We start from the raw sequence: 20,607 nt of genomic DNA, 5'->3' as shown, positions 1-20,607 counted from the left end.
GATTACTTGGCGCTGGCGTTGAACCACTTCGCGACGATTTGCGCATAGGTGCCATCGGCCTTGAGCTTCTCGATGGCGCCGTTCACGGCCTTGGTGAGCTCGGGCGTGTCCTTGCGGATGGCCATGCCGTATTCCTCGGTGGTGATCTGCTCGGGCAGCACCTTCAGGCCGCCGCGCGTGCGCACATACTGGTAGGCGGCAGGCTTGCCGGTCACGGCTGCGTCGGCGCGGCCGATGTCCACCAGGTTGAACATTTCCTGGTTCTTCTCGACTTCCATCAGCTGCACCTGCGGATACTTTTCCTTGGTGTAGGAGACCGACTTGGTGCCCACCTGCACGCTGACCTTCTTGCCGTTGATGTCGGCCGGCGTCTTGATGGCGGTGTTGCCGTCCTTCACCATCACCACCAGGCCGCCCGCGTAGTAGGGCACCGTGAAATCGACGACCTTCTTGCGCTCGTCGGTGATGTAGATGGCCGACACGGCCATGTCGAAGCGCTTGGAGATGAGGCCCGGCACCAGGCCCTTGAAGTCGATGTCGATCCATTCGATTTTGCGGCCCAGCGTCTTGCCGATGGCCTCGACCAGTTCCACGTCGAAGCCCGTTCGCTTGCCGTTCTCGACGAACTCCATCGGCGGAAAGGTGGCATCGGTGGCCACGCGCAGCGGCTCGCCCTGGGCTTGCGCGGTGGCGGCAAAGCCGAAGAAGGCAAGGCTGGAGAGTGCGGCGGCAATGAGGGTGCGGCGGGTGTTCATGTGAAGGCTTCCGTGAGTTGAAAGAAAGAAAGAAAAAAATTCGTGCAGCGTGACCGGCTACTGCAGCGCGCGAGAAATGCGCGCCGCCGTGACAACGGTCATGTGGAGCAACGCAGCTTCCATGCCCTCGACACGCGTGAGTGGGGCCATGAGCGTGATCGCGCCGCGCAGGCGCCGGCCCGATGCAAGCACCGGTGCGCTCGCGCCCCACACGCCTGCGTCGACCTCGCCATGCGTCACGGCATGGCCGGCTTCGCGAATGGCGTCGAGCTCTGCGGCGCGCTGTGCGCGGCGCTCGGGGCTTTCGCCGAATGCGTCGAGCAATGCATCGCGCTGGTCGGTCGGCATGTGGGCCAGCAGGCACTTGGCGCTGGCGCCGTCGCGCGCCGGCACGCTGCGGCCGCGGTCGAACGAACAGCGCAGCGACTGTTCGCTGTCGATCATCTCGAGGCACACCACGCGGTCGTTCACCGCCGTGATCAGCGCCACGCTTTCGCGGCTCTGCTGCGCGAGCGCCCGCATGTCGGCGCGCGCCGCCATCACGAGGTCGGAGTTGCCGTCGAAGCCGGTTGCAAGCTGCACGCTCACGGGGCCGGGCGAGTAGCGACCTTCGGCCTCCATGACGAAGCCCCAGCGCCGCAGCGTGGCGATCTGCCGGTACAGCGTGCTCTGCGAAAGGCCGGTGGCCTGCATCAGCTCCGCGGCCGACATGGCCGCCTTGCTCTGCGCCAGCACCGACAGCACCAGCAGGGCTCGGTCGTTGTGGGCGGAGGCTTCGGGCGTCATCGGGAGCGGTCGCGAGAGGTATCGAGAAGTGGGTGCGGCGTCAGTATCTTTTCCGCCGTTCCCACGTCCAAGCCTTGATTCCCACTGAGTGGGAATCGGTGCGTTTTTTCTTTCTACCTTCGTCTTACTGCTTCACTCCGGGTCAGCGCACCATCGGCAACTTGAGGCCTTGCTTCTTCGCGGTGGCCACCGCAATGTCGTAGCCCGCATCGGCATGGCGCATGACGCCCGTAGCCGGATCGTTCCACAGCACGCGCTCGATGCGCTTGGCGGCGGCATCGGTGCCGTCGCACACGATGACCACGCCCGAGTGCTGCGAGTAGCCCATGCCCACGCCGCCGCCGTGGTGCAGGCTGACCCAGGTGGCGCCGCCTGCGGTGTTGAGCAGCGCGTTGAGCAGCGGCCAGTCGCTCACCGCGTCGGTGCCGTCCTTCATCGCTTCGGTCTCGCGGTTGGGGCTGGCCACGGAGCCGGTGTCCAGGTGGTCGCGGCCGATGACGATGGGTGCCTTGAGCTCGCCGTTCTTCACCATCTCGTTGAAGGCCAGGCCGGCGATGTGGCGCTCGCCCAGCCCGAGCCAGCAGATGCGCGCCGGCAGGCCCTGGAAGGCGATGCGCTCGCGTGCCATTTCGAGCCAGCGGTGCGTGTGGGTGTTCTCGGGGAACAGCTCCTTGATCTTGGCGTCGGTCTTGTAGATGTCTTCAGGGTCGCCCGACAGCGCCACCCAGCGGAACGGGCCCTTGCCTTCGCAGAACAGCGGGCGGATGTAGGCGGGCACGAAGCCCGGGAAGTCGAACGCGTTCTTCACGCCTTCGTCGAAAGCGACCTGGCGGATGTTGTTGCCGTAGTCGACCGTGGGAATTCCCATGGCCTGGAAGTCGAGCATGGCCTGTACGTGCACGGCGCACGACTTCGCGGCGGCCTTCTTGAGTGCGTCGTGCTGCGACGCATCCTTCATCGCGGCCTGCCATTGCGGCACGCTCCAGCCCGAAGGCAGGTATCCGTTGATGAGGTCGTGCGCCGAGGTCTGGTCGGTGACGAGGTCGGGCTTGATGCCGCCGGCCTTCGCGCGCTTGACCAGCTCGGGCAACACGTCGGCCGCGTTGCCGAGCAGCGCGATCGACACGGCCTCCTTCGCATCGCAATGCTGCTGGATGAGCTCGAGCGCATGGTCGATGTCGCGCGCCTGCTTGTCGACATAGCGCGTACGCAGGCGAAAGTCGATGCTGGTCTGCTGGCACTCGATGTTGAGCGACACCGCACCCGCGAGCGTGGCCGCGAGCGGCTGGGCGCCGCCCATGCCCCCAAGGCCGGCCGTGAGAATCCACTTGCCCGCGAGGCTGTTGTTGTAGTGCTGGCGGCCGGCTTCGACAAAGGTTTCGAAGGTGCCTTGCACGATGCCCTGGCTGCCGATGTAGATCCAGCTGCCCGCGGTCATCTGGCCGTACATGAAGAGGCCCTGGCGGTCGAGCTCGTTGAACTGCTCCCAGTTGGCCCACTTGGGCACCAGGTTCGAATTGGCGAGCAGCACGCGCGGCGCGTTCTCGTGCGTCTTGAACACGCCAACGGGCTTGCCCGATTGAACAAGCAGCGTCTCGTCGTCGTTCAGTTCCTTCAGCGAGGCAAGGATCTGGTCGTAGCAGGCCCAGTTGCGCGCTGCGCGGCCGATGCCGCCGTACACCACGAGGTCTTGCGGACGTTCGGCCACCTCGGTGTCGAGGTTGTTCTGCAGCATGCGGAACGGGGCTTCGGTGAGCCAGCTCTTGCAGTTCAGTTCGCTGCCTCGCGGTGCTCGGATCACGCGCGTGGGGTCATGGCGTGGGTCGGTGTTTTGCAGCGGAAGCTTTTCGGGTGCGTTCATGGCGAGGTTCTCCTTGATCGGTGTTCAGGCGTGGCTGGGCAGGATGTTCAAAAGCGCGGCGGGCAGCTCGGCCTTCAGCGCCCACTGGCGCATGGCTTCGATGTCGGGTGCGAGGTAGCGGTCGGTTTCAAGAAACGCGACCTTCTGGCGGATGGCGGCGAATTCGGCTTCGACCAGCGGGGAGCTCTTGAGGTTTCGGTTCAGTTCGATGCCTTGCGCTGCGGCCATGGCTTCGATGCCGACCACGACTGCAGTGTTGTTGACCATGTCGCCGAGGCGCCGCGCCGCGAAGGTGGCCATCGACACATGGTCTTCCTGGTTGGCCGAAGTGGGCAGGCTGTCGACGCTGGCGGGATGCGCAAGCGACTTGTTCTCGGAAGCCAACGCGGCCGCCGTGACCTGCGCAATCATGAAGCCCGAGTTCAGGCCGCCATCGCGCACCAGGAACGGCGGCAGGCCCGAAAGGCCGGTGTCGAGCAAGAGAGCGATGCGGCGCTCGACAATGGCGCCAACCTCGCTGATGGCCAGCGCGATGATGTCGGCCGCAAAGGCGACCGGCTCGGCGTGGAAGTTGCCGCCGGAGATCACTTCGCCGGTGTCGGTAAAGACCAGTGGGTTGTCCGAAGCGGCATTGGCCTCGATGACCAGTACGCGCGCGGCATGCGCGAGGTTGTCGAGGCAGGCGCCCATGACCTGCGGAATGCAGCGCACCGAATACGGATCTTGCACGCGGCCGCACGCTGCGTGAGACGGCACGATCTCGCTGCCTTCGAGCAACGTGCGCACCGCGCCGGCCACGGCAATTTGCCCCGGCTGGCCGCGTGCTGCGTGAATGCGCGCATCGAAGGGCTTGATCGAACCCTGGATAGCCTCGAGCGAGAGCGCACCCGACATTAGCGCCGAAGCGAACACGTCTTCGGCACCGAACAGCCCGGCCAGCGCGAGCGCGGTCGACACCTGCGTGCCGTTGAGCAGCGCCAGGCCTTCCTTGGGGCCGAGCACGAAGGGCTCGAGGCCGACGAGGCGCATGGCCTCGGCACCGCTGACCACGGTGCCGTCGGCAGTGGTCGCCTCGCCCTCGCCGATCAGCACGCAAGCCATGTGCGCGAGCGGCGCGAGGTCGCCCGATGCGCCGACCGAACCCTTGCAAGGAATGCGCGGCATCACACCCGCATTGAACAGCGCCAGCAAGGCATCGACCAGCGCGGGCCGCACGCCCGAGTGGCCGCGCGCCAGGCTCACCGCCTTGGTGGCCAGCACCATGCGCACCACCGGCGCAGCCAGCGGCTCGCCCGTACCCACGCTGTGCGAGAGCACGAGGTTGCGCTGCAGGTCGGCCAGGTGGTCATTGCCGATGCGCGTGCTCGCGAGCTTGCCGAAGCCGGTGTTGATGCCGTAGACCACCTGGTCGTTGTCGACGATGTGGCGCACCGCCGCTTCGGCGCGCGCCATGCCGTCCTGCACCGACGGGTCGAGCGCCAGCCGCACGCCGCCGGCCTGGATGCGGCGCAGCATGGCGAGGTCCACCTTGCCGGGCGTGAGGGTCAGGATGGCGGGGGTGTGATTGTTTGTTGGCATATAAACCTGTCTATACAAGTGGTTGCGAGAGAAGACCTGCGGTTTCCGCGACAAGAAATTCAGCCGAAGGAAGGGTTGCCGTCGGCTTTGAAACGGCTGCCGAGGCTGTAGCGCGAGGCAGGATGGAGGCACCGCACCCAGGTGACGGGCGTGTTGCGCGTCCATGTGCGGCGCGTGAGCAGCAGGCAGGGGTCGGTGGGTTCCATCGCGAGCCGGCTCGCCTGCTCGGCGGTGGGCAGCACGGCATCGACGACGTGTTCGATCTGGTCGAAAGGCACGTTGCGGACCAGGTACTCGCTGGGGGCCACGGCGACAAAGTCCTGCTCGAGAAAATCGGGCACGACCTGCGGATTGACGTACCGTTCTTCGAGCTGCACCGGGGTGTCGTTCTCCAGGTGCAGGCAAACGCTGTGGAACACCGAGGTGCCTGCGCGCATGTCGAGCCAGGCCGCCACGTCGGGCGATGCGGCAATGCGTTCTACCGCAAGCATTTCGCAGCGGTAGTCATGGCCGCGCTGGCGGATTTCGCTTGCGATGTTGGCAATCTGCAGCAACGTGGACTGGGGCTTGTTCTCGGCCACGAAGCTGCCAACGCCGGCCATGCGCACGATGCGGCCCTGTTCCATCAACTCGCGCAGTGCGCGGTTCACGGTCATGCGAGAAATGCCGAACTGCGCGACCAATTCGCTTTCGGATGGCAGGCGGTGGCCGGCGGGCCAGGTGCCGTCCTGGATCTTGCGGGAGATGTGATCCTTGACTTGCGCATAGAGCGCGAGGGAGGGGAGGTCGCGCTTCATGTCGGCGCTCCAACGCGCCGCTGTTCAGGGCGTGTGCACAGGCCACCGGGTACTCCCCTCCGCGAATGTCCCCCGCCTTCGGCTCCTCCTTTATTTCGCTGCGGGGAGCACCCGATGCCCTGTGCACTTGGGCACGCTCTGGGTGCACCGCCGATCAACGACCGCTCTGAATAACGCACCCGCTGGCGGGGTGCCTTGCGCAGCGAAATAAAGGAGGAGGCCGCAGGCCGGGGGACATTCGCGGAGAAAGGTACCCCGTCGGCGGGTGCGCGCCCCGAACAACGCACCAACAGCAACCCGCGATGAAGTGAGTACCCGGCCTTCATTCCTAGTGCTCCGCAGCAGCCATCGACTCCGCGCGAATCTCTTCGGTCAACCGCGCCTTGATTTCCATGAACTCGGGCGAAGTCTTGATCGTGTAGTGGCGCGGGTGCGGAAAGTCGACCGCGATCTCCGTCTTGATGCGTCCGGGCCGCGCGCTGAACACCGCCACGCGGTTGGCCATGAAGATGGCTTCGTCGATGTCGTGGGTGACGAAGAGCACCGTCTTCTGCGCCGATTCCCAGATACCGAGCAGCAGCTCCTGCATCAGCACGCGCGTCTGGTTGTCGAGCGCACCGAAGGGCTCGTCCAGCAACAGCATCTTGGGGTCGTTGGCGAGTGCGCGCGCAATGGCCGTGCGCTGCTGCATGCCGCCCGAGAGCTGCTTGGGAAAGTGGTTCTCGAAACCGCGCAGGCCCACCTTGGCGATGAAGAACTCGCTGCGGTCCTTCTGGTCGGCCTCGCTCATGCCGCGCTCGCGCAGGCCGAAGCGGATGTTCTGCGCCACGGTGAGCCACGGAAAGAGCGTGTAGCTCTGGAACACCACGCCGCGGTCGGCACCGGGGCCTTCGATGCGCTCGCCGTCGAGCAGCACCTGGCCGGTGGTCGGAAAGTCGAGCCCCGCCACGATGCGAAGCAGCGTCGACTTGCCGCAGCCCGACGGGCCGAGGATGGTGACGAAGTCGTTCTCCTTCACCTCGAAATCGATTGGCAGCAGCGCCTGCGTGCTCTGGCCCTTGGTGCCGGTGAAGACGCGCGACACGCCCTGGATGGAGAGTTGGTTGTTGTTCGTCATCATCAGAGTGCCGCCCAAGCGAACATGCGGCGGTTGAGCGCCTTGAAAGCAAAGTCGGACACCAGTCCGATGACGCCGATCACGATGATCCCGAAGATGATCTGCCCGGTGTTCAGCAAGGCCTGGCTGTCGGTGATCATGTGGCCGATGCCCGAAGACGAGCCGATGAGTTCGGCCACGATCACGTAGGTCCAGGCCCAACCCAGAACAAGGCGCAAGGTTTCGGCAATGCCGGGCGCAGCACCCGGAATGAGCACGCGCGCAACAATGCCGCGGCTCCTGGCGCCGAGCGTGTAGGCCGCTTCGACAAGGTCGCGCCGCGCGCCGCCCACCGTTACCGCCACCATCAACACGATCTGGAAGAACGAGCCGATGAAGATCACCAGCAGCTTCTGCATTTCGCCCAAGCCCGCCCACAGGATGAGCAGCGGAATGAATGCAGAGGCCGGCAAGTAGCGGCAGAACGACACGAAGGGCTCGAAGAAGGCTTCGACGGCCTTCCAGGTGCCCATGGCGATGCCCAGCGGCACTGCCAGCACGGCCGCCAGCAAGAAGCCGCCGAACACGCGCCACACGGTCATGCCCACGTCGCCGATGAAGCCGAACTCGGCGAACAGCATCCAGCCTTCCTTCAGCATGGTGACCGGACTGGCAAGGAAGGTCGGCGGCACGAAGCCGCCGAGCGTGGCGATGGACCACACGAGCACGAAGGCCACGAAGAAACCCAGGCCGAGCAGCACGCGCGCGCGGCCGCTGATGGGCTCGAGCGGTGCGAGCGAGCGGCGCCGCGCGGACACGGCAGGCTTGCCGGAACCGGCGGAGGCGGGGGAAACGGCCGACGCAGGTGCCGACGCGCGCGGTGGCACCTGCGGCAGGGCCTTACTTGACGAAGCTTGCATCGAACGTGGCTGCGTAGTCTTCAGGAGCCTTGCGGATCACCCCGGCTTCCAGCAGGATGGGCGCGGCTTCCTTCATGAAGCTGGTGAGCTCGCCCGCAAAGAACTTCTGGTTGGCGGCCTTGTCCTGCCAGCGCAAGAAGGCCGACGACTTGGCGAACTGCTCACCGGTTTGCTTGACGGCCGAGCCCATCAGTTCGTTGGCCTTGGCAGGGTCGGCCTTGATCATGTCCAGCGCCTCGAAGTACGACTGCGTGAGCGCCTGCGCCGCCTTGGCGTTGGCCTTGAGCCAAGTGGGCGCGCAACCGACGGTGTCCATCACCATCGGGTAGTCGAGCGTGGTGGCCAGGATCTTGCCGGCGGCGGGGTTGGCGCGCACGGTCGAGAGATAGGGCTCGTAGGTCATGGCGGCGTCGTTCTGGCCGGCCACGAACGCCTGGGCGGCGGGCTGGGGCTCGAGCGAAACCACCTTCACATCCTTCAGCGTCATGCCGTTCTTGTTGAGCATCCAGGCCAGGCCGAAGTACGGCGCGGTGCCGGGCGCGCTCACGCCGATGGTCTTGCCCTTGAGGTCGGCAAAGCTCTTCACGTCGTTGCGCACTGCCAGGCCGTCGGCACCGTAGGACTTGTCCATCTGGAAGATCTGCACGATGGGCACGCCGTTGGCGTTCCAGGCCACATGCGTTTCCACCGTGGTGGCTGCGCACTGGATGGCGCCCGCGGCCAGCGCCAGGTGGCGGTCCTTCTGCGGAATCATCTTCAGCTCGACGTCCAGGCCGTTCTTCTTGAAGATGCCGGCCTTGTCGGCCAGCGAAAGCGGCGCGAAGCCGGTCCAGCCGGACATGCCGAGCGCGATCTTGGTTTCTTGCGCGGCGGCCGTTCCGGCCATGCCCGCTGCACATGCGCCTGCTGCCAGCAGGGAAGCGACTTTCACAACTACCGTCTTGACCATGGGTACTCCTGGTTCCGTTTCTTGAGGATGGCTAGGCGATGCGCTGCCGATCACGGGCTGCGCGCGCCTCGCATTGTTGCCGAGCGCCCCAACTTGTATATACAGGATAACCCGAGAGAGCCGTTTCGGTGCATACCGTCAGGAAAATGCACCAGATTGCTGTCTATACAGGAAGGGTGGCGGGACGGGTTTTGCGATTGCAAACCTCGTGCCACAGTCGTGTCGATGCCGCTGGGGGACAATCCGGCTTCGCTTCCTTTTTCTCCGTTTCGCCCCTTCGCACCTGCCGCCCCCGCCCTGTGTCCTCGCTCGCTCCCCTCCCCCTCGACGCTCCCGGCAGCAGCAGCGCACCCGCCGACATCCTTCACGAAGTCTTCGGCTATTCGCAGTTTCGCGGGCCGCAGCAGGACATCGTGGAGCACGTGGTGGGCGGCGGCGATGCGCTGGTGCTGATGCCCACGGGCGGCGGCAAGTCGCTGTGCTACCAGATACCGGCCATTGCACGGCAGCGCGCGGGGCGTGGCGTTTCGGTGGTGGTGTCGCCGCTGATCGCGCTGATGCACGACCAGGTCGGCGCGCTGCACGAGGCCGGCGTGAACGCGGCCTTTCTCAATTCGACGCTCGACTGGGAGCAGACGCAGGACGTGGAGCGCCGCATGCTGCGCGGCGAGATCACGCTGCTGTATGCGGCGCCCGAGCGCGTGAACACGCCGCGTTTTCTGTCGCAGCTCGATTCGCTGAAGGAGCGCGGCAAGCTCTCGCTGTTCGCGATCGACGAGGCGCATTGCGTGAGCCAGTGGGGGCACGACTTCCGGCCCGAATACCGCGCGCTCACTGTGCTGCACGAACGCTACCCGGGCGTGCCGCGCATCGCGCTCACGGCCACGGCCGACGCGCTCACGCGCGCCGACATCGTCGAGCGGCTGCAGCTGGAGGAGGCGCGGCAGTTCGTCTCCAGCTTCGACCGGCCGAACATCCGCTACACCATCGTCGAGAAGAAGGACGCGACCACGCAGCTGCTGCGCTTCATCGAGCGCGAGCACGAAGGCGATGCGGGCGTGGTCTATTGCCAGTCGCGCAAACGCGTGGAAGACGTGGCCGTGACGCTGCAGGGCGCGGGCATCAACGCGCTGCCCTATCACGCGGGGCTGGACGCCGCGGTGCGGCAGAAGCACCAGGACCGGTTCCTGCGCGAGGAAGGCATCGTGATGGTGGCGACCATCGCCTTCGGCATGGGCATCGACAAGCCCGACGTGCGCTTTGTCGGCCACCTCGACATGCCCAAGAACATCGAAGGCTACTACCAGGAAACCGGCCGCGCGGGCCGCGACGGCGCGCCGGCCGACGCCTGGATGGCCTACGGCCTGCAAGATGTGGTGAACCAGCGCCGCATGATCGACGAGAGCCCGGCCGGCGAAGAGTTCAAGCAGGTGATGCGCGGCAAACTCGATGCGCTGCTCTCGCTGGCCGAGGCGAGCGACTGCCGGCGCGTGCGGCTCCTGGGCTACTTCGGCGAGAAGAGCACTCCCTGCGGCAACTGCGACAACTGCCTGAACCCGCCGCAGGTGTGGGATGGCACCGATGCCGCGCGCAAGCTGCTCTCGACCATCTACCGCGTGCATCAGCTGAGCGGCATCAGCTTTGGTGCGGGCCACATCATGGACATCCTGCGCGGCAAGGAGACCGAGAAGGTCAAGCAGTTCGGGCATGAGCGCATCAGCACCTTCGGGCTGGGCGCGGAGTTCAGCGAAGTGCAGTTGCGCGGCGTGCTGCGGCAGCTCATTGCCACGGGCGCGCTGGCCGTCGATGCCGAGGCGTTCAACACGCTGAAGCTCACCGAAGGATCGCGCCCGGTGCTCAAGGGCGAAGCGAACGTGACGCTGCGCGAGTCGATTTCGTCGCCTGCGGAGCGCAAGCCGCGCCGCGAGAAGGTGGCCAAGGGCGCGCCGTCACCGGCCGCCGCCAAGCTCGACGACACCGGCAAGAAGCGCTTTGAGGCGCTCAAGGCCTGGCGCGCCGAAGTGGCGCGCGAGCACAACCTGCCGGCCTACGTGATCTTTCACGACGCGACGCTGGCGGCCATTGCCGAACGCGCACCCGCCTCGCTCGAAGACCTGCAGGGCATCAGCGGCATCGGCACCAAGAAGCTCGAGGCCTACGGCAGCGAGGTGCTGCGCGTCGCCTCGGCTTTCTAGGCTCGCCGTCCCGCGCGTGTCGGTCAGCTGGCCGGCGGCAGCGTGATCGGCACCGGCCGCGTGAGCAGGTCCACATACAGTTCGAAGAAGCGCGCGTTGTCGAACTTCTTCACCACCGTCATCTTCTGCAGCGTGGGCCCCGCGGGCTGCGCGCTGTAACCGATGGAGCGGCCGTTTTCGGCGGCGCCCGGTTGGGCGACCACGTCGACATAGCGCTCCACCGTTTGCGTGGCGTAGCTCGGGTCGATGAGGTAGGCGAGCGTGAGCGTGTCCCAGATGTTCTGCGTGTAGCTGGGGTTGTTCTCGAAGCCGTTGGTGCCGCTGAAGCCGTAGCCGTTGAGCTGCCTGAACACCTCGGTCACGGCGGTCGGCTTGGCCGGGTGCGCGATGCGGTCGTAGATGGGCTTGGTGAGAAACACGGTGTCGGTCACGTCGAGCGGCACCACCACCTGCGGAATCGGCAGTCGCACCACGAACTGCGCGGCCTCGGGGTCGAACCACCAGTTGAACTCGGCAAACTTGGTGGTGTTGCCCGCCACGTCGATGGCGCCGCCCATGTAGATGATCTTCTTGATGAGCGGCACGATTTCGGGGTTCTGCTTGACCGCGAGTGCAATGTTGGTGAGCGGGCCGATGGCGAGGATGGTGATCTCGTTGGGGTTGGCCTTCACCGTATCGACGATGAAGTCGACCGCGCTCTTGCGCTGCAGCACGGTGCGGGTCGCAAATCCGTCGGGCGAGGGTTTCAGGTCGGCATCGGTCTTGGGCTCGGGGCCGCTCCATGCGCCCAGGTAGCCGTCGCCTCCGGCGCCAGCAGCCATTTCGGCTTCGATGGTCGCGTAGTCGTGGTTGAACGCGTAGTTCGCGCCGGCGTAAACGCCGATGCGGTCGCCCACGCCAAGGCGCTCCACCGACATCAGCGCATCGGCCACGCCCTGCTTGAGCCACTGGTTGCCCGAGACCACGCTGATGCCCATGACCTGCACCTTGCCCGAGGCCTGCAGCTGGGCAGCCATGACGCCGAGCTGGCCGTCGTCGCTCATGGTGTTGTAGTCGCTGTCGATGATGATCTTCTGCGCGGGAGGCGGGGCTGCGCCGTACCCCGGGGCAAGCCCGATGCCGCCGTTGTTGTCACCGCCGCCGCCGCAGGCCGACAGCACCGTGGCAAGAAGGGCCGCGGCCATCCATTTGCGTCGCTGAATCCGAATCTTCATCCCGGCTCCTTTGAGTTGGTTTTGCCATGTAGAACTAAATGCCAAACGATTGCGCAAACGTTTGCTTGAACTCTAATGGGCGAGCCGCCAGAGCGGCAAAAGGGATGGTTTCAAGCAGTAACCGCGAGGGCGCGAGCCCGCTCAGCCCGGGGCGGGCGCGGCATCGAGCAGGCGGATTTCGCGCAGCGGCGTGCGCTGGAGCAGGTAGGGCTGCTCGGCGGCGGCTTCGGACTTCTCGAGCCCCGGCAGGGTCTTGGTCGAAGCCGATGCGGGACATGCGCCGCCGTTGCGCATTGCCAGCGCGGCGGCCAGCCGAGCCTCCGCCGGGTCGCCAAGGGCATGGTCGAAATCGTCGGCCACGGTACAGCTGGGCACGAAGCCGTCGCCATAGTCGCCGAAGTTCTTGGCGTTGACGCCCTGGAACTGGATGGCGAAGTAGCTCGTGCCGCAGTTGTCTTGCGGCGAGAAGCCGTAGGGCTTGCCGCAGGTGGCGCCGCCGACGAGGTTGACCTGGACGTCGACCCCGCGCAGGCTGTTGATGACCGATTCGCTCGCCGAGCAGGTGTCGGGGCCGACGAGCACCGTCACCTGCGAAAGGCCGAGCCTGGGGAGCTCGGCGCCCGAGCGGCTCCTGGCGTGGAAAGGAATGATCGTTTGCGCCGGGGTCAGGTGGAACGGGTTCTTGTCGTTGAAGACAAGGCGCTCGAAGGTCTTGCCCGAGGTGGCGGTGGGCGAAGACACCATGGTGGCCAGCCGGCTCGCGATGTTGAGCTGGCCGCCGCCGTTGTAGCGAATGTCGAGCACGAGGTCCTGGATGCCGCTGCCGGCCTTCATCTGGTTGACCGCATCGATGAGCTGCGCCTCGGAGGTCGTGATGTGGTCGTTGAAGAGCAGGTAGCCCACGCGGCCGCTGCCGGTGTCGATGGTCTTCACGTTCTGCACCGGCGTGCGCGTGATGCTCGCGGCCGACAGCGTCACGGTGCGCGTGGTGCTGCCTTCCTGCAGCTTGAAGGTGTGCGATTCGCCGATGGTGGTGGGTGAGATGCCGCGGTTGATGACGGTGGTGTTGGTGCCTGCTATCACGTCGACACCGTCGACCTCGAGCACCTTTGCGCCGCGCGCAATGCCGGCATTGGCCGCGGGCGAACCGGGTTCGGTGAACGCAATACGCAGGTCGCGCGGCCGCGAGTTGCGCACGAAGGCGAACTCCATGCCGTAGCCCGGCGCCACGCCGGCCTCTGAAAGCTGCCGGTACCGCTCGGTGTCGTACACATAGTGAAAGCGGTCCTTCGCGCGGCCCGAGGCTGTGAGGGCCGGGCTCTTGAGCACGCTGAAGTAGGCGACCGGCGTGGCGTAGTCGGCGGCCTTCAGGGTGGTCGGCACCTCGCCATACCAAAGATAGGTTTCGTCGATCCAGCCGCGCACCCAGCGTTTTTCATCGGTGAGGGTGCCGGCGTTGTCAGGGTAGGCGGTGCCGGTCTCGGGGTTGGTGCCTGTGCGCGGCGCCGCGCACAGGCCGGCCACGGTGGACGAGGCAACGATGGTGTCGTCATTGCCGCCCCTGGCGGGCGGCGTGGTGGTGGGCGGCAGGAAGATCGGCAGCCCCCGCCGCCCCCCCTCCTCCACCACCGCCGCCTCCACAACCGGCCAGAACGAAGGCGGCGAAGGTCAGCGCGAATGCGGCTTGCGCGCGGACGGTGGCGCGCGGCTTCTCCCACGCGTTCGCTTCGAGTGAATTCATCGAACCCCTCCTCGTGTCCGCTGCCGCGGACGGTATTTCTTGTTTGCCGCTTTTTGATGGTTGTGTTCTGCGGCGTGTTCTGCAACGGTCTACTGCACAAAACCGATGCCGCGCGATTCGCGCACCTCGGGCTTGATGCGGTGCTCGGCCTCGAGCTGGTCCAGGAATTCGGCGGCCGAAAAGTCGACCGCCAGAATATCCGTCTGCCGTTTCACGGCCGCAAAATCGCCCGGGCACAGCTGCCTCATTTGCGCCAGGCGAGCCTTGATTTCTCCGGTGAGCAATGCCGCATCACCGGCCAGTGCCTCGGTAATGAACATGCGCTCGCGCTGCGCGGCGGTGAGCGGCATGAACTTGATCTTGAACGTGAAGCGCCTGAGCGCCGCCTGGTCGAGCCGGTCGAGCAGGTTGGTGGTGCAGATGAAGGCGCCGTTGAAGCGCTCCATGCCCTGCAGCATCTCGTTGACTTCGGTCACTTCGTAGGTGCGCTGCGCGCCGCGCCGGTCCTGCAGAAAGCTGTCGGCCTCGTCAAGCAGCAGCACGGCCTTTTCGGCCTCCGCTTCCTTGAACATGGCGGCCATGTTCTGCTCGGTTTCGCCGACGTACTTGCTCATGAGGTCGCTGGCCTGCTTGATGATGAGCGGGCGGCCGATGGCCTTGGCAATGTGCTCGGCCAGCGCGGTCTTGCCAGTGCCGGGTGCGCCGTAGAAGCACAGCGTGCCGTGCCCGCGCGCCTTGATGGCCGCCACGATGCGCGGAATTTCGAAACGGGTCTCGACGTTGAGCATGTCGAGGTCGTAGGTGGTCACGCTGCGCCGCTCGCCCAGGCCCGTGTCGAGTGTGCCAAGCGCGAGGTCGGCATTCTTGAGCTGCCGTTCGATCAGCGCTTCCATCGATGCGCCCTCGGTTTGCGCGAGCCCCGCAAAGCGCACCGCGGTGCGGATCTGCGCAGGCGTGAGGCCCTTGCGTTCGGCCAGCTTGGCGGTAAAGGCCTCCGACACCACGATGCCTTCGAGCGTTTTCTTGATGAGCTGCTCGCGCGCGCCGGGCGGCGGCGACTTGAGCTCGAGGTGATACGCAAAGCGGCGGCGGAACGCAGGGTCGATCTGCTCGATGCGGTTGGTGACCCACAGCGTGGGCACCGGATTGGCTTCGAGGATCTGGTTGACCCAGGCCTTGCCGCTCACGCTGCCGCTGGTGGGCGCCGGAATCTGCTCGGCGCGCGCCATGAACTGCGCCGCTTCGGTGCTGATGGGCGGAAACACGTCTTCCACCTCGTCGAACAGCAGCGCGGCCTGGGCGCTTCCCTTGAGGAACACCTGCGCAATCTGCAACGAACGGTAGCGGTCGCGGCCGCTCAGCGAATTGCCGTCGCGGTCGGCGTATTCGACCTCGAACAACTCGAGCCCCGCCGCCTGCGCCACCACCTTGGCAAGCTCGGTCTTGCCCGTGCCGGGCGGCCCGTAGAGCAGCACGTTGACGCCGGGCTCCTTGCGCGCAACGGCGGCGCGCAGCAGCGTGACGAGCATTTGCGCGTCTTCCTGCACAAAGGAAAAGTCGTGCGTGGTGAGCGTGCTCTTGGCGGAGGGCCGCGTGAACACGGCCATGAGCTCATTGTGGTCGCGGTACTCGCGCATCAGCACCGGCGGCAGCTTTTCGCTGACCTTCATGAGGTCGGCCAGGTCGGTGATGTTGTGTTCGGAAATCAGGTTTTCGACCAGGCCTATGCGCTCGAGCCGCGAACCCGCGCGCAATGCCTCGCCCACTTCGCTCGCATTGACGCCCGCAATGTCGGCAATGGCTGCATAGGCTTCGGGCGCGTTGTTGACCTTGAACTCGACCAGCAGCGAACGCAGGTCGCGCTGGTAGCGCGCGAGCGTGCCGTAGAGCAGCAGCGCGCGCTCGGCCTTGTTGAGCTGCAGCAGGCCCGCGAGCGCATCGATGTTCTTTTCGACCAGCGTCGATTGCTTGCGCAGCGCATGCGTGAGCCAGTCGCGCGTGACGGCCAGCACCGACAGCAAGTCCTTGGGATGGTCCTTGGCGTACTCGTCGAGATAGAAGAACAGCGTGCCTTCTTCATACGGGCCGCGCCACACGCCATGCCGCTCGAGCAGCGTGCGGCCGTCGAAATCTTCCACGCCTTTCCAGGCCTCGTTGCCGGCGCAACGCCGGCCGAGAAATTCGCGCAGCCGCTGCAGCACCGCAACGGGCCACACCAGATGGCGGCCGGTGAGCGACAGCAGGCCGTTGATGTCGCGGCGCACGTTGAAGCGCGGCCCCTGCTTGGCGGCGAGCGTGAGCACGAAGTGCGAGCACATGAGCTCGAGCACCGGCGCGCCCTTGAGCCCGGGCGACGGCAGTGCCTGCCCGCGTACCGCAGCAGCCACGACATCGACACCCGCACGCTTGACCATCGGACAACCTCCAGACGAGGAACTTCTTGGAGCGACCATAACGCAGACTTTTAGCTTGGGGAAGACGCCGGAACGGTAAAAACCCTGATGGTGCGATTCCAGCCACAATGCCCGCCATGGTCGGAATCGAAGAAATCCGGCGCGCCGCGGCGCGTCTGCAGGGTCAGGTGCTCAATACGCCCTGCGTCGAGTCGCGCACGCTCTCGGAGATCGTGGGCGCGCAGGTCTACCTGAAGTTCGAGAACCTGCAGTTCACATCCTCGTTCAAGGAACGCGGGGCGTGCAACAAGCTGGTCGATCTTTCGGAGAACGGACCCGAGGGCGAGGGCAAGGAAACCGCGCGCGGCGTGATCGCCATGTCCGCCGGCAACCATGCACAGGGTGTGGCCTATCACGCGCAGCGGCTCGGCCTTCGCGCGCTCATCGTGATGCCGCGGTTCACGCCCGGCGTAAAGATAGAACGCACGCGCGGCTTTGGCGCCGAAGTGGTGCTGCATGGCGACACGCTGGACGCGGCGCGCGCGCATGCGCTGGAACTGGCCGGGCGCGAAGGGCTGACCTTCGTACATCCCTATGACGACGAGGCCATCATCGCGGGCCAGGGAACGGTGGCGCTCGAAATGCTCGACGTGGTGCCCGATCTCGACGCGCTGGTGGTGTCGGTCGGCGGCGGCGGGCTGATTGCCGGCATGGCCGTTGCGGCGCGCGACCGCCGGCCCGGCATCGAGATCGTCGGCGTGCAGACCACGCGCTTTCCGGGCATGGTGAATGCCGTGAAGGGCACGCAGCACCTGCAGGGCAAGAGCACCATCGCGGAAGGCATTGCGGTCGGCACGCCCGGCGTGCTCACGCGCGAGATCATCGCCAAGCATGTGGACGACCTGCTGCTGGTCGACGAAGGCGACATCGAGCAAGGCGTGCTGATGCTGCTCGAAATCGAGAAAACCCTGGTCGAAGGGGCCGGCGCGGCAGGCCTTGCGGCGCTGATTCGGCACCCGGAGCGCTTCAGGGGCAAGCGCGTGGGGCTGGTGCTTTCGGGCGGAAACATCGATCCGCTGCTGCTTGCCGCCATCATCGAACGCGGCATGGTCCGGGCCGGCCGGCTGGCGCGCGTGCGGGTGAGCGCACGCGATGTGCCGGGCTCATTGGCCCAGATCACGGCCACTGTAGCGGAAGCGGGCGCTAACGTCGATGAGGTTCATCATCAACGGGCGTTTACCATGCTGGCAGCGCAGAATGTCGATATCGAACTGGTGCTGCAGACCCGCGGACGGGCGCATCTGGCCAGCGTGCTGGGCGCGCTGCATGACGCGGGCTTCGAGGCCGAAGAGCAGCACTGAAGGGGCCCTGGCAAGCCCCTAGACCGCCGGGCCCGGGCCCATCGGTAAAATGCCCGCAGTTTTGTATTTGTGTATTCGAGGTACTTTCAATGTCCAACCCTACGCCCGTCGAGCCGCACCACGCGGCCGCCGTTGAAAAAGACGCCGTCGAATCGGTCGTGCACCTGATGCCGCTCGTCCTGCCATTGGCCGGCGGCGTGCTGATGCTTTTGCTTGCATCCATTGCTGTCTATTTGGCCTGACAGGCATTAGCGTCTTCGTCCGCGGGCTTTGCGGCCCGCGTTGACGCAGTCTCCCAACGCGAAACGTTTTCTCAAACGGACCTCCGTGCCTCGATGGCGCGGCGTCCCGTTCGGAAAGACGATTTTTCAACTTAGGAGATTTCCGATGAACGCACCCACGATGCAGGGCCTTGCCATTCAGGCACCCTCATACGTCAAGAACGCAAAACTGATTGCCTGGGTGGCCGATATGGCCGCGCTTTGCAAACCCGAGGCCGTCTACTGGTGCGACGGCAGCAAGGAAGAGTACGACCGCCTTTGCCAGAAACTGGTCGACGCGGGTACCTTCAAGAAGCTCAACCCGGCCAAGCGGCCCAACTCCTTCCTCGCGGCTTCCGACCCGAGCGACGTGGCGCGCGTTGAAGACCGCACCTTCATCTGCTCCGAAAAGAAGGAAGACGCCGGCCCCACCAACAACTGGATGGCCCCCGCCGAGATGCGCACCACGCTGCAGCCGCTGTTCGACGGCTGCATGAAGGGCCGCACGATGTACGTGGTGCCTTTCAGCATGGGCCCCCTCGGCTCTCCCATTGCGCACATCGGCATCGAGCTTTCCGACTCGCCTTACGTGGCGGTCAACATGAAGATCATGACCCGCATGGGCAAGGCCGTGTACGAAGTGCTCGGCGCCGACGGCGAGTTCGTGCCCTGCGTGCACACGGTGGGCGCGCCCCTCGAGCCCGGCCAGAAGGACGTGACCTGGCCCTGCAACAAGACGAAGTACATCGTTCACTACCCCGAGACCCGCGAGATCTGGAGCTACGGCTCGGGATACGGCGGCAACGCGCTGCTGGGCAAGAAGTGCTTTGCGCTGCGCATCGCCTCCACCATGGGCCGCGACGAGGGCTGGCTGGCCGAACACATGCTCATCCTGGGCGTGACCTCGCCGCAGGGCAAGAAGTACCACGTGGCCGCCGCGTTCCCGTCGGCCTGTGGCAAGACCAACTTCTCGATGCTGGTGCCCCCGGCCGGCTTCGACGGCTGGCAAGTGACGACCATCGGCGACGACATTGCCTGGATCAAGCCCGGCAAGGACGGCCGCATGTACGCCATCAACCCCGAGGCGGGCTACTTCGGCGTGGCCCCGGGCACCAACCTCAAGACCAACCCCAACTGCCTGAAGAGCCTGGACCGCGACGTGATCTTCACCAACGTGGCGCTCACCGACGACGGCGACGTGTGGTGGGAAGGCCTGGAAGACGACGTGCCCGGCAAGAAGCTGCCCGAGCACCTGATCGACTGGCAGGGCAAGGACTGGACGCCGCAAATCGCGAAGGAAACCGGCGCCAAGGCCGCGCACCCGAACTCGCGCTTCACGGTGGCCGCCACCAACAACCCGGCGCTCGACCCGGCCTGGGACGATCCGGCCGGCGTGCCGATCGACGCTTTCATCTTCGGCGGCCGCCGCTCGACCACGGTACCGCTGGTGACCGAAGGCCGCAACTGGACCGAAGGCGTCTACATGGCCGCCACCATGGGCTCCGAAACCACAGCCGCCATCGTCGGCCAGGTGGGCGTGGTGCGCCGCGACCCCTTCGCCATGCTGGCCTTCATGGGCTACAACATGAGCGACTATTTCCAGCACTGGCTCGACCTGGGCAAGAAGCTGGAAGCATCGGGCGCCAAGCAGCCGAAGATCTACACGACCAACTGGTTCCGCAAGGGCCCGGACGGCAAGTTCGTGTGGCCGGGCTACGGCGAGAACATGCGCGTGCTCAAGTGGATCATCGACCGCATCGAAGGCAAGGCCGAGGGCGTGGACCATGTCTTCGGCGTGAGCCCGCGCTACGAAGACCTCAACTGGACCGGCCTGGATTTCAGCGCCGAGCAGTACGCCACCGTCACCAACATCGACAAGGCCGCGTGGCAGGCCGAGCTGAAGCTGCACGCCGAGCTGTTCGAGCAGCTGGCGCATCACCTGCCGAAGGAACTGCCGGAAACCAAGGCAGCCATCGAGCAACGCCTGGCAGCCTGACGCTTGCCACTGTGCGGCGCGAGCCGCACCAACGAAAAAAGCCGCCCTAGGGCGGCTTTTTCATGACTCGGCTAGCGAAGCGATCGAAGGATCAGTAGTAGCGCGAGCTGTTCATGCGGCGCATGGCTTCGTAGAGCGTCGGCATGCGGGCGTCGTTGCTGGCACGCGCAGCCTTGCGGGCAACTGCGTCAACCTTGGCAACAACGGCGGTGGAAGCCTTGCCTTCCGACTGCTGGCGCCACACGGCGGCTTGCAGTTCCTGCATCACGCGCGGGTCGCTGTGCGCGGTGGCAAGAAACCGGGCGTCGGCGCGGTTGGCCGCACGGCGCTTGGCTGCTGCGTTCCACAGGCCTGCAACCTTGGAGGCCGGGGCGCGCAGCGAGCTGGCAAACAGCGCGATGCCGGCGAAGACGGCGCCGCAGAGCACGGCCCAGGCGGCGAGCAGAGCGCCTTCGTCCCAGGTGGAAACGAGCTTGTCGCCCACCACCAGCACCGCCGCGATCACGGCGACGACGAGCAGGGCGATCAGCGGACGCGAACCGTTCGCGCCGGCGCGGGCGGCCTTGATCTGGCCGAAAAGAATCTCGGCGCGCTGCACGCCGGGATGGGAAGTGGGTTGGTCAACGTGGACAAAGCTGGTCATGATGAATCCCTCCAGGGATAAGTGGCTGATGCCGATGGGGTAGATATTAGGGTTTGCCCTAG

General features: G+C 65.8%; 16 protein-coding genes. 4 read left to right on the top strand and 12 right to left on the bottom strand.

Going from position 1 to position 20,607, the window contains the following annotated elements; genetic code table 11:
- Window positions 1-2: 2 nt before the first annotated feature.
- The 8 genes from GOQ09_RS00790 to GOQ09_RS00755 all read right to left on the bottom strand — a co-directional run bounded on the left by GOQ09_RS00790 (window position 3) and on the right by GOQ09_RS00755 (window position 8,742).
- The gene (locus GOQ09_RS00790) at window positions 3-755 is read right to left on the bottom strand and encodes a transporter substrate-binding domain-containing protein (RefSeq protein ID WP_157611260.1); all 753 of its coding nucleotides are present in this window, start codon (window positions 753-755) and stop codon (window positions 3-5) included.
- A 57-nt stretch (window positions 756-812) separates the two neighbouring features.
- Complete coding sequence (locus tag GOQ09_RS00785) at window positions 813-1,541, bottom strand: IclR family transcriptional regulator (protein WP_157611259.1); 729 nt, start codon at window positions 1,539-1,541, stop codon at window positions 813-815.
- Window positions 1,542-1,683: 142 nt separating this feature from the next.
- Window positions 1,684-3,402 carry a urocanate hydratase gene (gene hutU / locus GOQ09_RS00780; RefSeq protein ID WP_157611258.1) on the bottom strand — a complete coding sequence of 573 codons (1,719 nt, stop codon included), beginning with the start codon at window positions 3,400-3,402 and terminating at the stop codon, window positions 1,684-1,686.
- A 24-nt stretch (window positions 3,403-3,426) separates the two neighbouring features.
- Window positions 3,427-4,980, bottom strand: coding sequence for a histidine ammonia-lyase (hutH, locus tag GOQ09_RS00775; RefSeq protein ID WP_157611257.1), 1,554 nt, complete (start codon window positions 4,978-4,980; stop codon window positions 3,427-3,429).
- 59 nt (window positions 4,981-5,039) lie between these two features.
- Window positions 5,040-5,777, bottom strand: coding sequence for a histidine utilization repressor (gene hutC, locus GOQ09_RS00770; RefSeq protein ID WP_157611256.1), 738 nt, complete (start codon window positions 5,775-5,777; stop codon window positions 5,040-5,042).
- Between the two features lie 328 nt (window positions 5,778-6,105).
- Window positions 6,106-6,897, bottom strand: coding sequence for an ABC transporter ATP-binding protein (locus tag GOQ09_RS00765; protein WP_431769293.1), 792 nt, complete (start codon window positions 6,895-6,897; stop codon window positions 6,106-6,108).
- On the bottom strand, window positions 6,897-7,793 hold the full coding sequence (locus tag GOQ09_RS00760; RefSeq protein WP_157611255.1) for an ABC transporter permease: 897 nt from the start codon (window positions 7,791-7,793) through the stop codon (window positions 6,897-6,899). The genes GOQ09_RS00765 and GOQ09_RS00760 overlap by 1 nt, the downstream gene beginning before the upstream one ends.
- On the bottom strand, window positions 7,774-8,742 hold the full coding sequence (locus GOQ09_RS00755) for an ABC transporter substrate-binding protein (protein ID WP_157611254.1): 969 nt from the start codon (window positions 8,740-8,742) through the stop codon (window positions 7,774-7,776). Before GOQ09_RS00755 ends, GOQ09_RS00760 begins: the two co-directional genes overlap by 20 nt.
- A gap of 299 nt (window positions 8,743-9,041) precedes the next feature.
- Here GOQ09_RS00755 and recQ point away from each other — a divergent pair, with 299 nt between their 5' ends.
- The gene (gene recQ / locus GOQ09_RS00750; RefSeq protein WP_157611253.1) at window positions 9,042-10,937 is read left to right on the top strand and encodes a DNA helicase RecQ; all 1,896 of its coding nucleotides are present in this window, start codon (window positions 9,042-9,044) and stop codon (window positions 10,935-10,937) included.
- Window positions 10,938-10,960: 23 nt separating this feature from the next.
- Here the strand turns inward: recQ and GOQ09_RS00745 are convergent, their stop codons facing one another.
- From GOQ09_RS00745 to GOQ09_RS00735, 3 genes are all read right to left on the bottom strand, one after another.
- A complete protein-coding gene (locus GOQ09_RS00745; protein WP_157611252.1) occupies window positions 10,961-12,151 on the bottom strand; it encodes a nucleoside hydrolase in 1,191 nt (396 codons plus the stop codon).
- Window positions 12,152-12,292: 141 nt separating this feature from the next.
- Window positions 12,293-13,780, bottom strand: a complete 1,488-nt coding sequence (locus tag GOQ09_RS00740) for a S41 family peptidase (RefSeq protein ID WP_242630948.1) — start codon at window positions 13,778-13,780, stop codon at window positions 12,293-12,295.
- A gap of 201 nt (window positions 13,781-13,981) precedes the next feature.
- Window positions 13,982-16,306 (bottom strand): ATP-binding protein, encoded by a 2,325-nt coding sequence (locus tag GOQ09_RS00735; RefSeq protein WP_157611251.1) that lies wholly within the window; start codon window positions 16,304-16,306, stop codon window positions 13,982-13,984.
- A gap of 116 nt (window positions 16,307-16,422) precedes the next feature.
- Between GOQ09_RS00735 and GOQ09_RS00730 the strand changes: the two genes are divergently transcribed.
- The 3 genes from GOQ09_RS00730 (at window position 16,423) to GOQ09_RS00725 (ending at window position 19,902) form a co-directional block, all read left to right on the top strand.
- Window positions 16,423-17,646, top strand: coding sequence for a threonine ammonia-lyase (locus GOQ09_RS00730; RefSeq protein ID WP_207309903.1), 1,224 nt, complete (start codon window positions 16,423-16,425; stop codon window positions 17,644-17,646).
- An 89-nt stretch (window positions 17,647-17,735) separates the two neighbouring features.
- A complete protein-coding gene (locus tag GOQ09_RS26065; RefSeq protein ID WP_165442056.1) occupies window positions 17,736-17,888 on the top strand; it encodes a hypothetical protein in 153 nt (50 codons plus the stop codon).
- 145 nt (window positions 17,889-18,033) lie between these two features.
- Entirely contained in the window at window positions 18,034-19,902 is a 1,869-nt protein-coding gene (locus tag GOQ09_RS00725; RefSeq protein ID WP_157611249.1) for a phosphoenolpyruvate carboxykinase (GTP), read from the top strand.
- A gap of 91 nt (window positions 19,903-19,993) precedes the next feature.
- On the opposite strand, the gene GOQ09_RS00720 is transcribed toward GOQ09_RS00725, so the two are convergent.
- The gene (locus GOQ09_RS00720) at window positions 19,994-20,545 is read right to left on the bottom strand and encodes a hypothetical protein (protein ID WP_157611248.1); all 552 of its coding nucleotides are present in this window, start codon (window positions 20,543-20,545) and stop codon (window positions 19,994-19,996) included.
- Window positions 20,546-20,607 lie beyond the last annotated feature (62 nt).

The sequence above is a fragment of the Variovorax paradoxus genome (genome assembly GCF_009755665.1).
Taxonomy (GTDB): domain Bacteria; phylum Pseudomonadota; class Gammaproteobacteria; order Burkholderiales; family Burkholderiaceae_C; genus Variovorax; species Variovorax paradoxus_G.
Note: the sequence above shows the minus strand (reverse complement) of the source record. Positions and strands in the feature narration are given on the sequence as shown.

Excerpts from the sequence above, each read along its gene's own strand:
- GOQ09_RS00790 (WP_157611260.1), bottom strand. The coding sequence starts at position 755 with ATGAACACCCGCCGCACCCTCATTGCCGCCGCACTCTCCAGCCTTGCC.
- GOQ09_RS00785 (WP_157611259.1), bottom strand. The coding sequence starts at position 1,541 with ATGACGCCCGAAGCCTCCGCCCACAACGACCGAGCCCTGCTGGTGCTG.
- hutU (WP_157611258.1), bottom strand. The coding sequence starts at position 3,402 with ATGAACGCACCCGAAAAGCTTCCGCTGCAAAACACCGACCCACGCCAT.
- hutH (WP_157611257.1), bottom strand. The coding sequence starts at position 4,980 with ATGCCAACAAACAATCACACCCCCGCCATCCTGACCCTCACGCCCGGC.
- hutC (WP_157611256.1), bottom strand. The coding sequence starts at position 5,777 with ATGAAGCGCGACCTCCCCTCCCTCGCGCTCTATGCGCAAGTCAAGGAT.
- GOQ09_RS00765 (WP_431769293.1), bottom strand. The coding sequence starts at position 6,897 with ATGATGACGAACAACAACCAACTCTCCATCCAGGGCGTGTCGCGCGTC.
- GOQ09_RS00760 (WP_157611255.1), bottom strand. The coding sequence starts at position 7,793 with ATGCAAGCTTCGTCAAGTAAGGCCCTGCCGCAGGTGCCACCGCGCGCG.
- GOQ09_RS00755 (WP_157611254.1), bottom strand. The coding sequence starts at position 8,742 with ATGGTCAAGACGGTAGTTGTGAAAGTCGCTTCCCTGCTGGCAGCAGGC.
- GOQ09_RS00745 (WP_157611252.1), bottom strand. The coding sequence starts at position 12,151 with ATGAAGATTCGGATTCAGCGACGCAAATGGATGGCCGCGGCCCTTCTT.
- GOQ09_RS00735 (WP_157611251.1), bottom strand. The coding sequence starts at position 16,306 with ATGGTCAAGCGTGCGGGTGTCGATGTCGTGGCTGCTGCGGTACGCGGG.
- GOQ09_RS00730 (WP_207309903.1), top strand. The coding sequence starts at position 16,423 with ATGGTCGGAATCGAAGAAATCCGGCGCGCCGCGGCGCGTCTGCAGGGT.
- GOQ09_RS26065 (WP_165442056.1), top strand. The coding sequence starts at position 17,736 with ATGTCCAACCCTACGCCCGTCGAGCCGCACCACGCGGCCGCCGTTGAA.
- GOQ09_RS00725 (WP_157611249.1), top strand. The coding sequence starts at position 18,034 with ATGAACGCACCCACGATGCAGGGCCTTGCCATTCAGGCACCCTCATAC.
- GOQ09_RS00720 (WP_157611248.1), bottom strand. The coding sequence starts at position 20,545 with ATGACCAGCTTTGTCCACGTTGACCAACCCACTTCCCATCCCGGCGTG.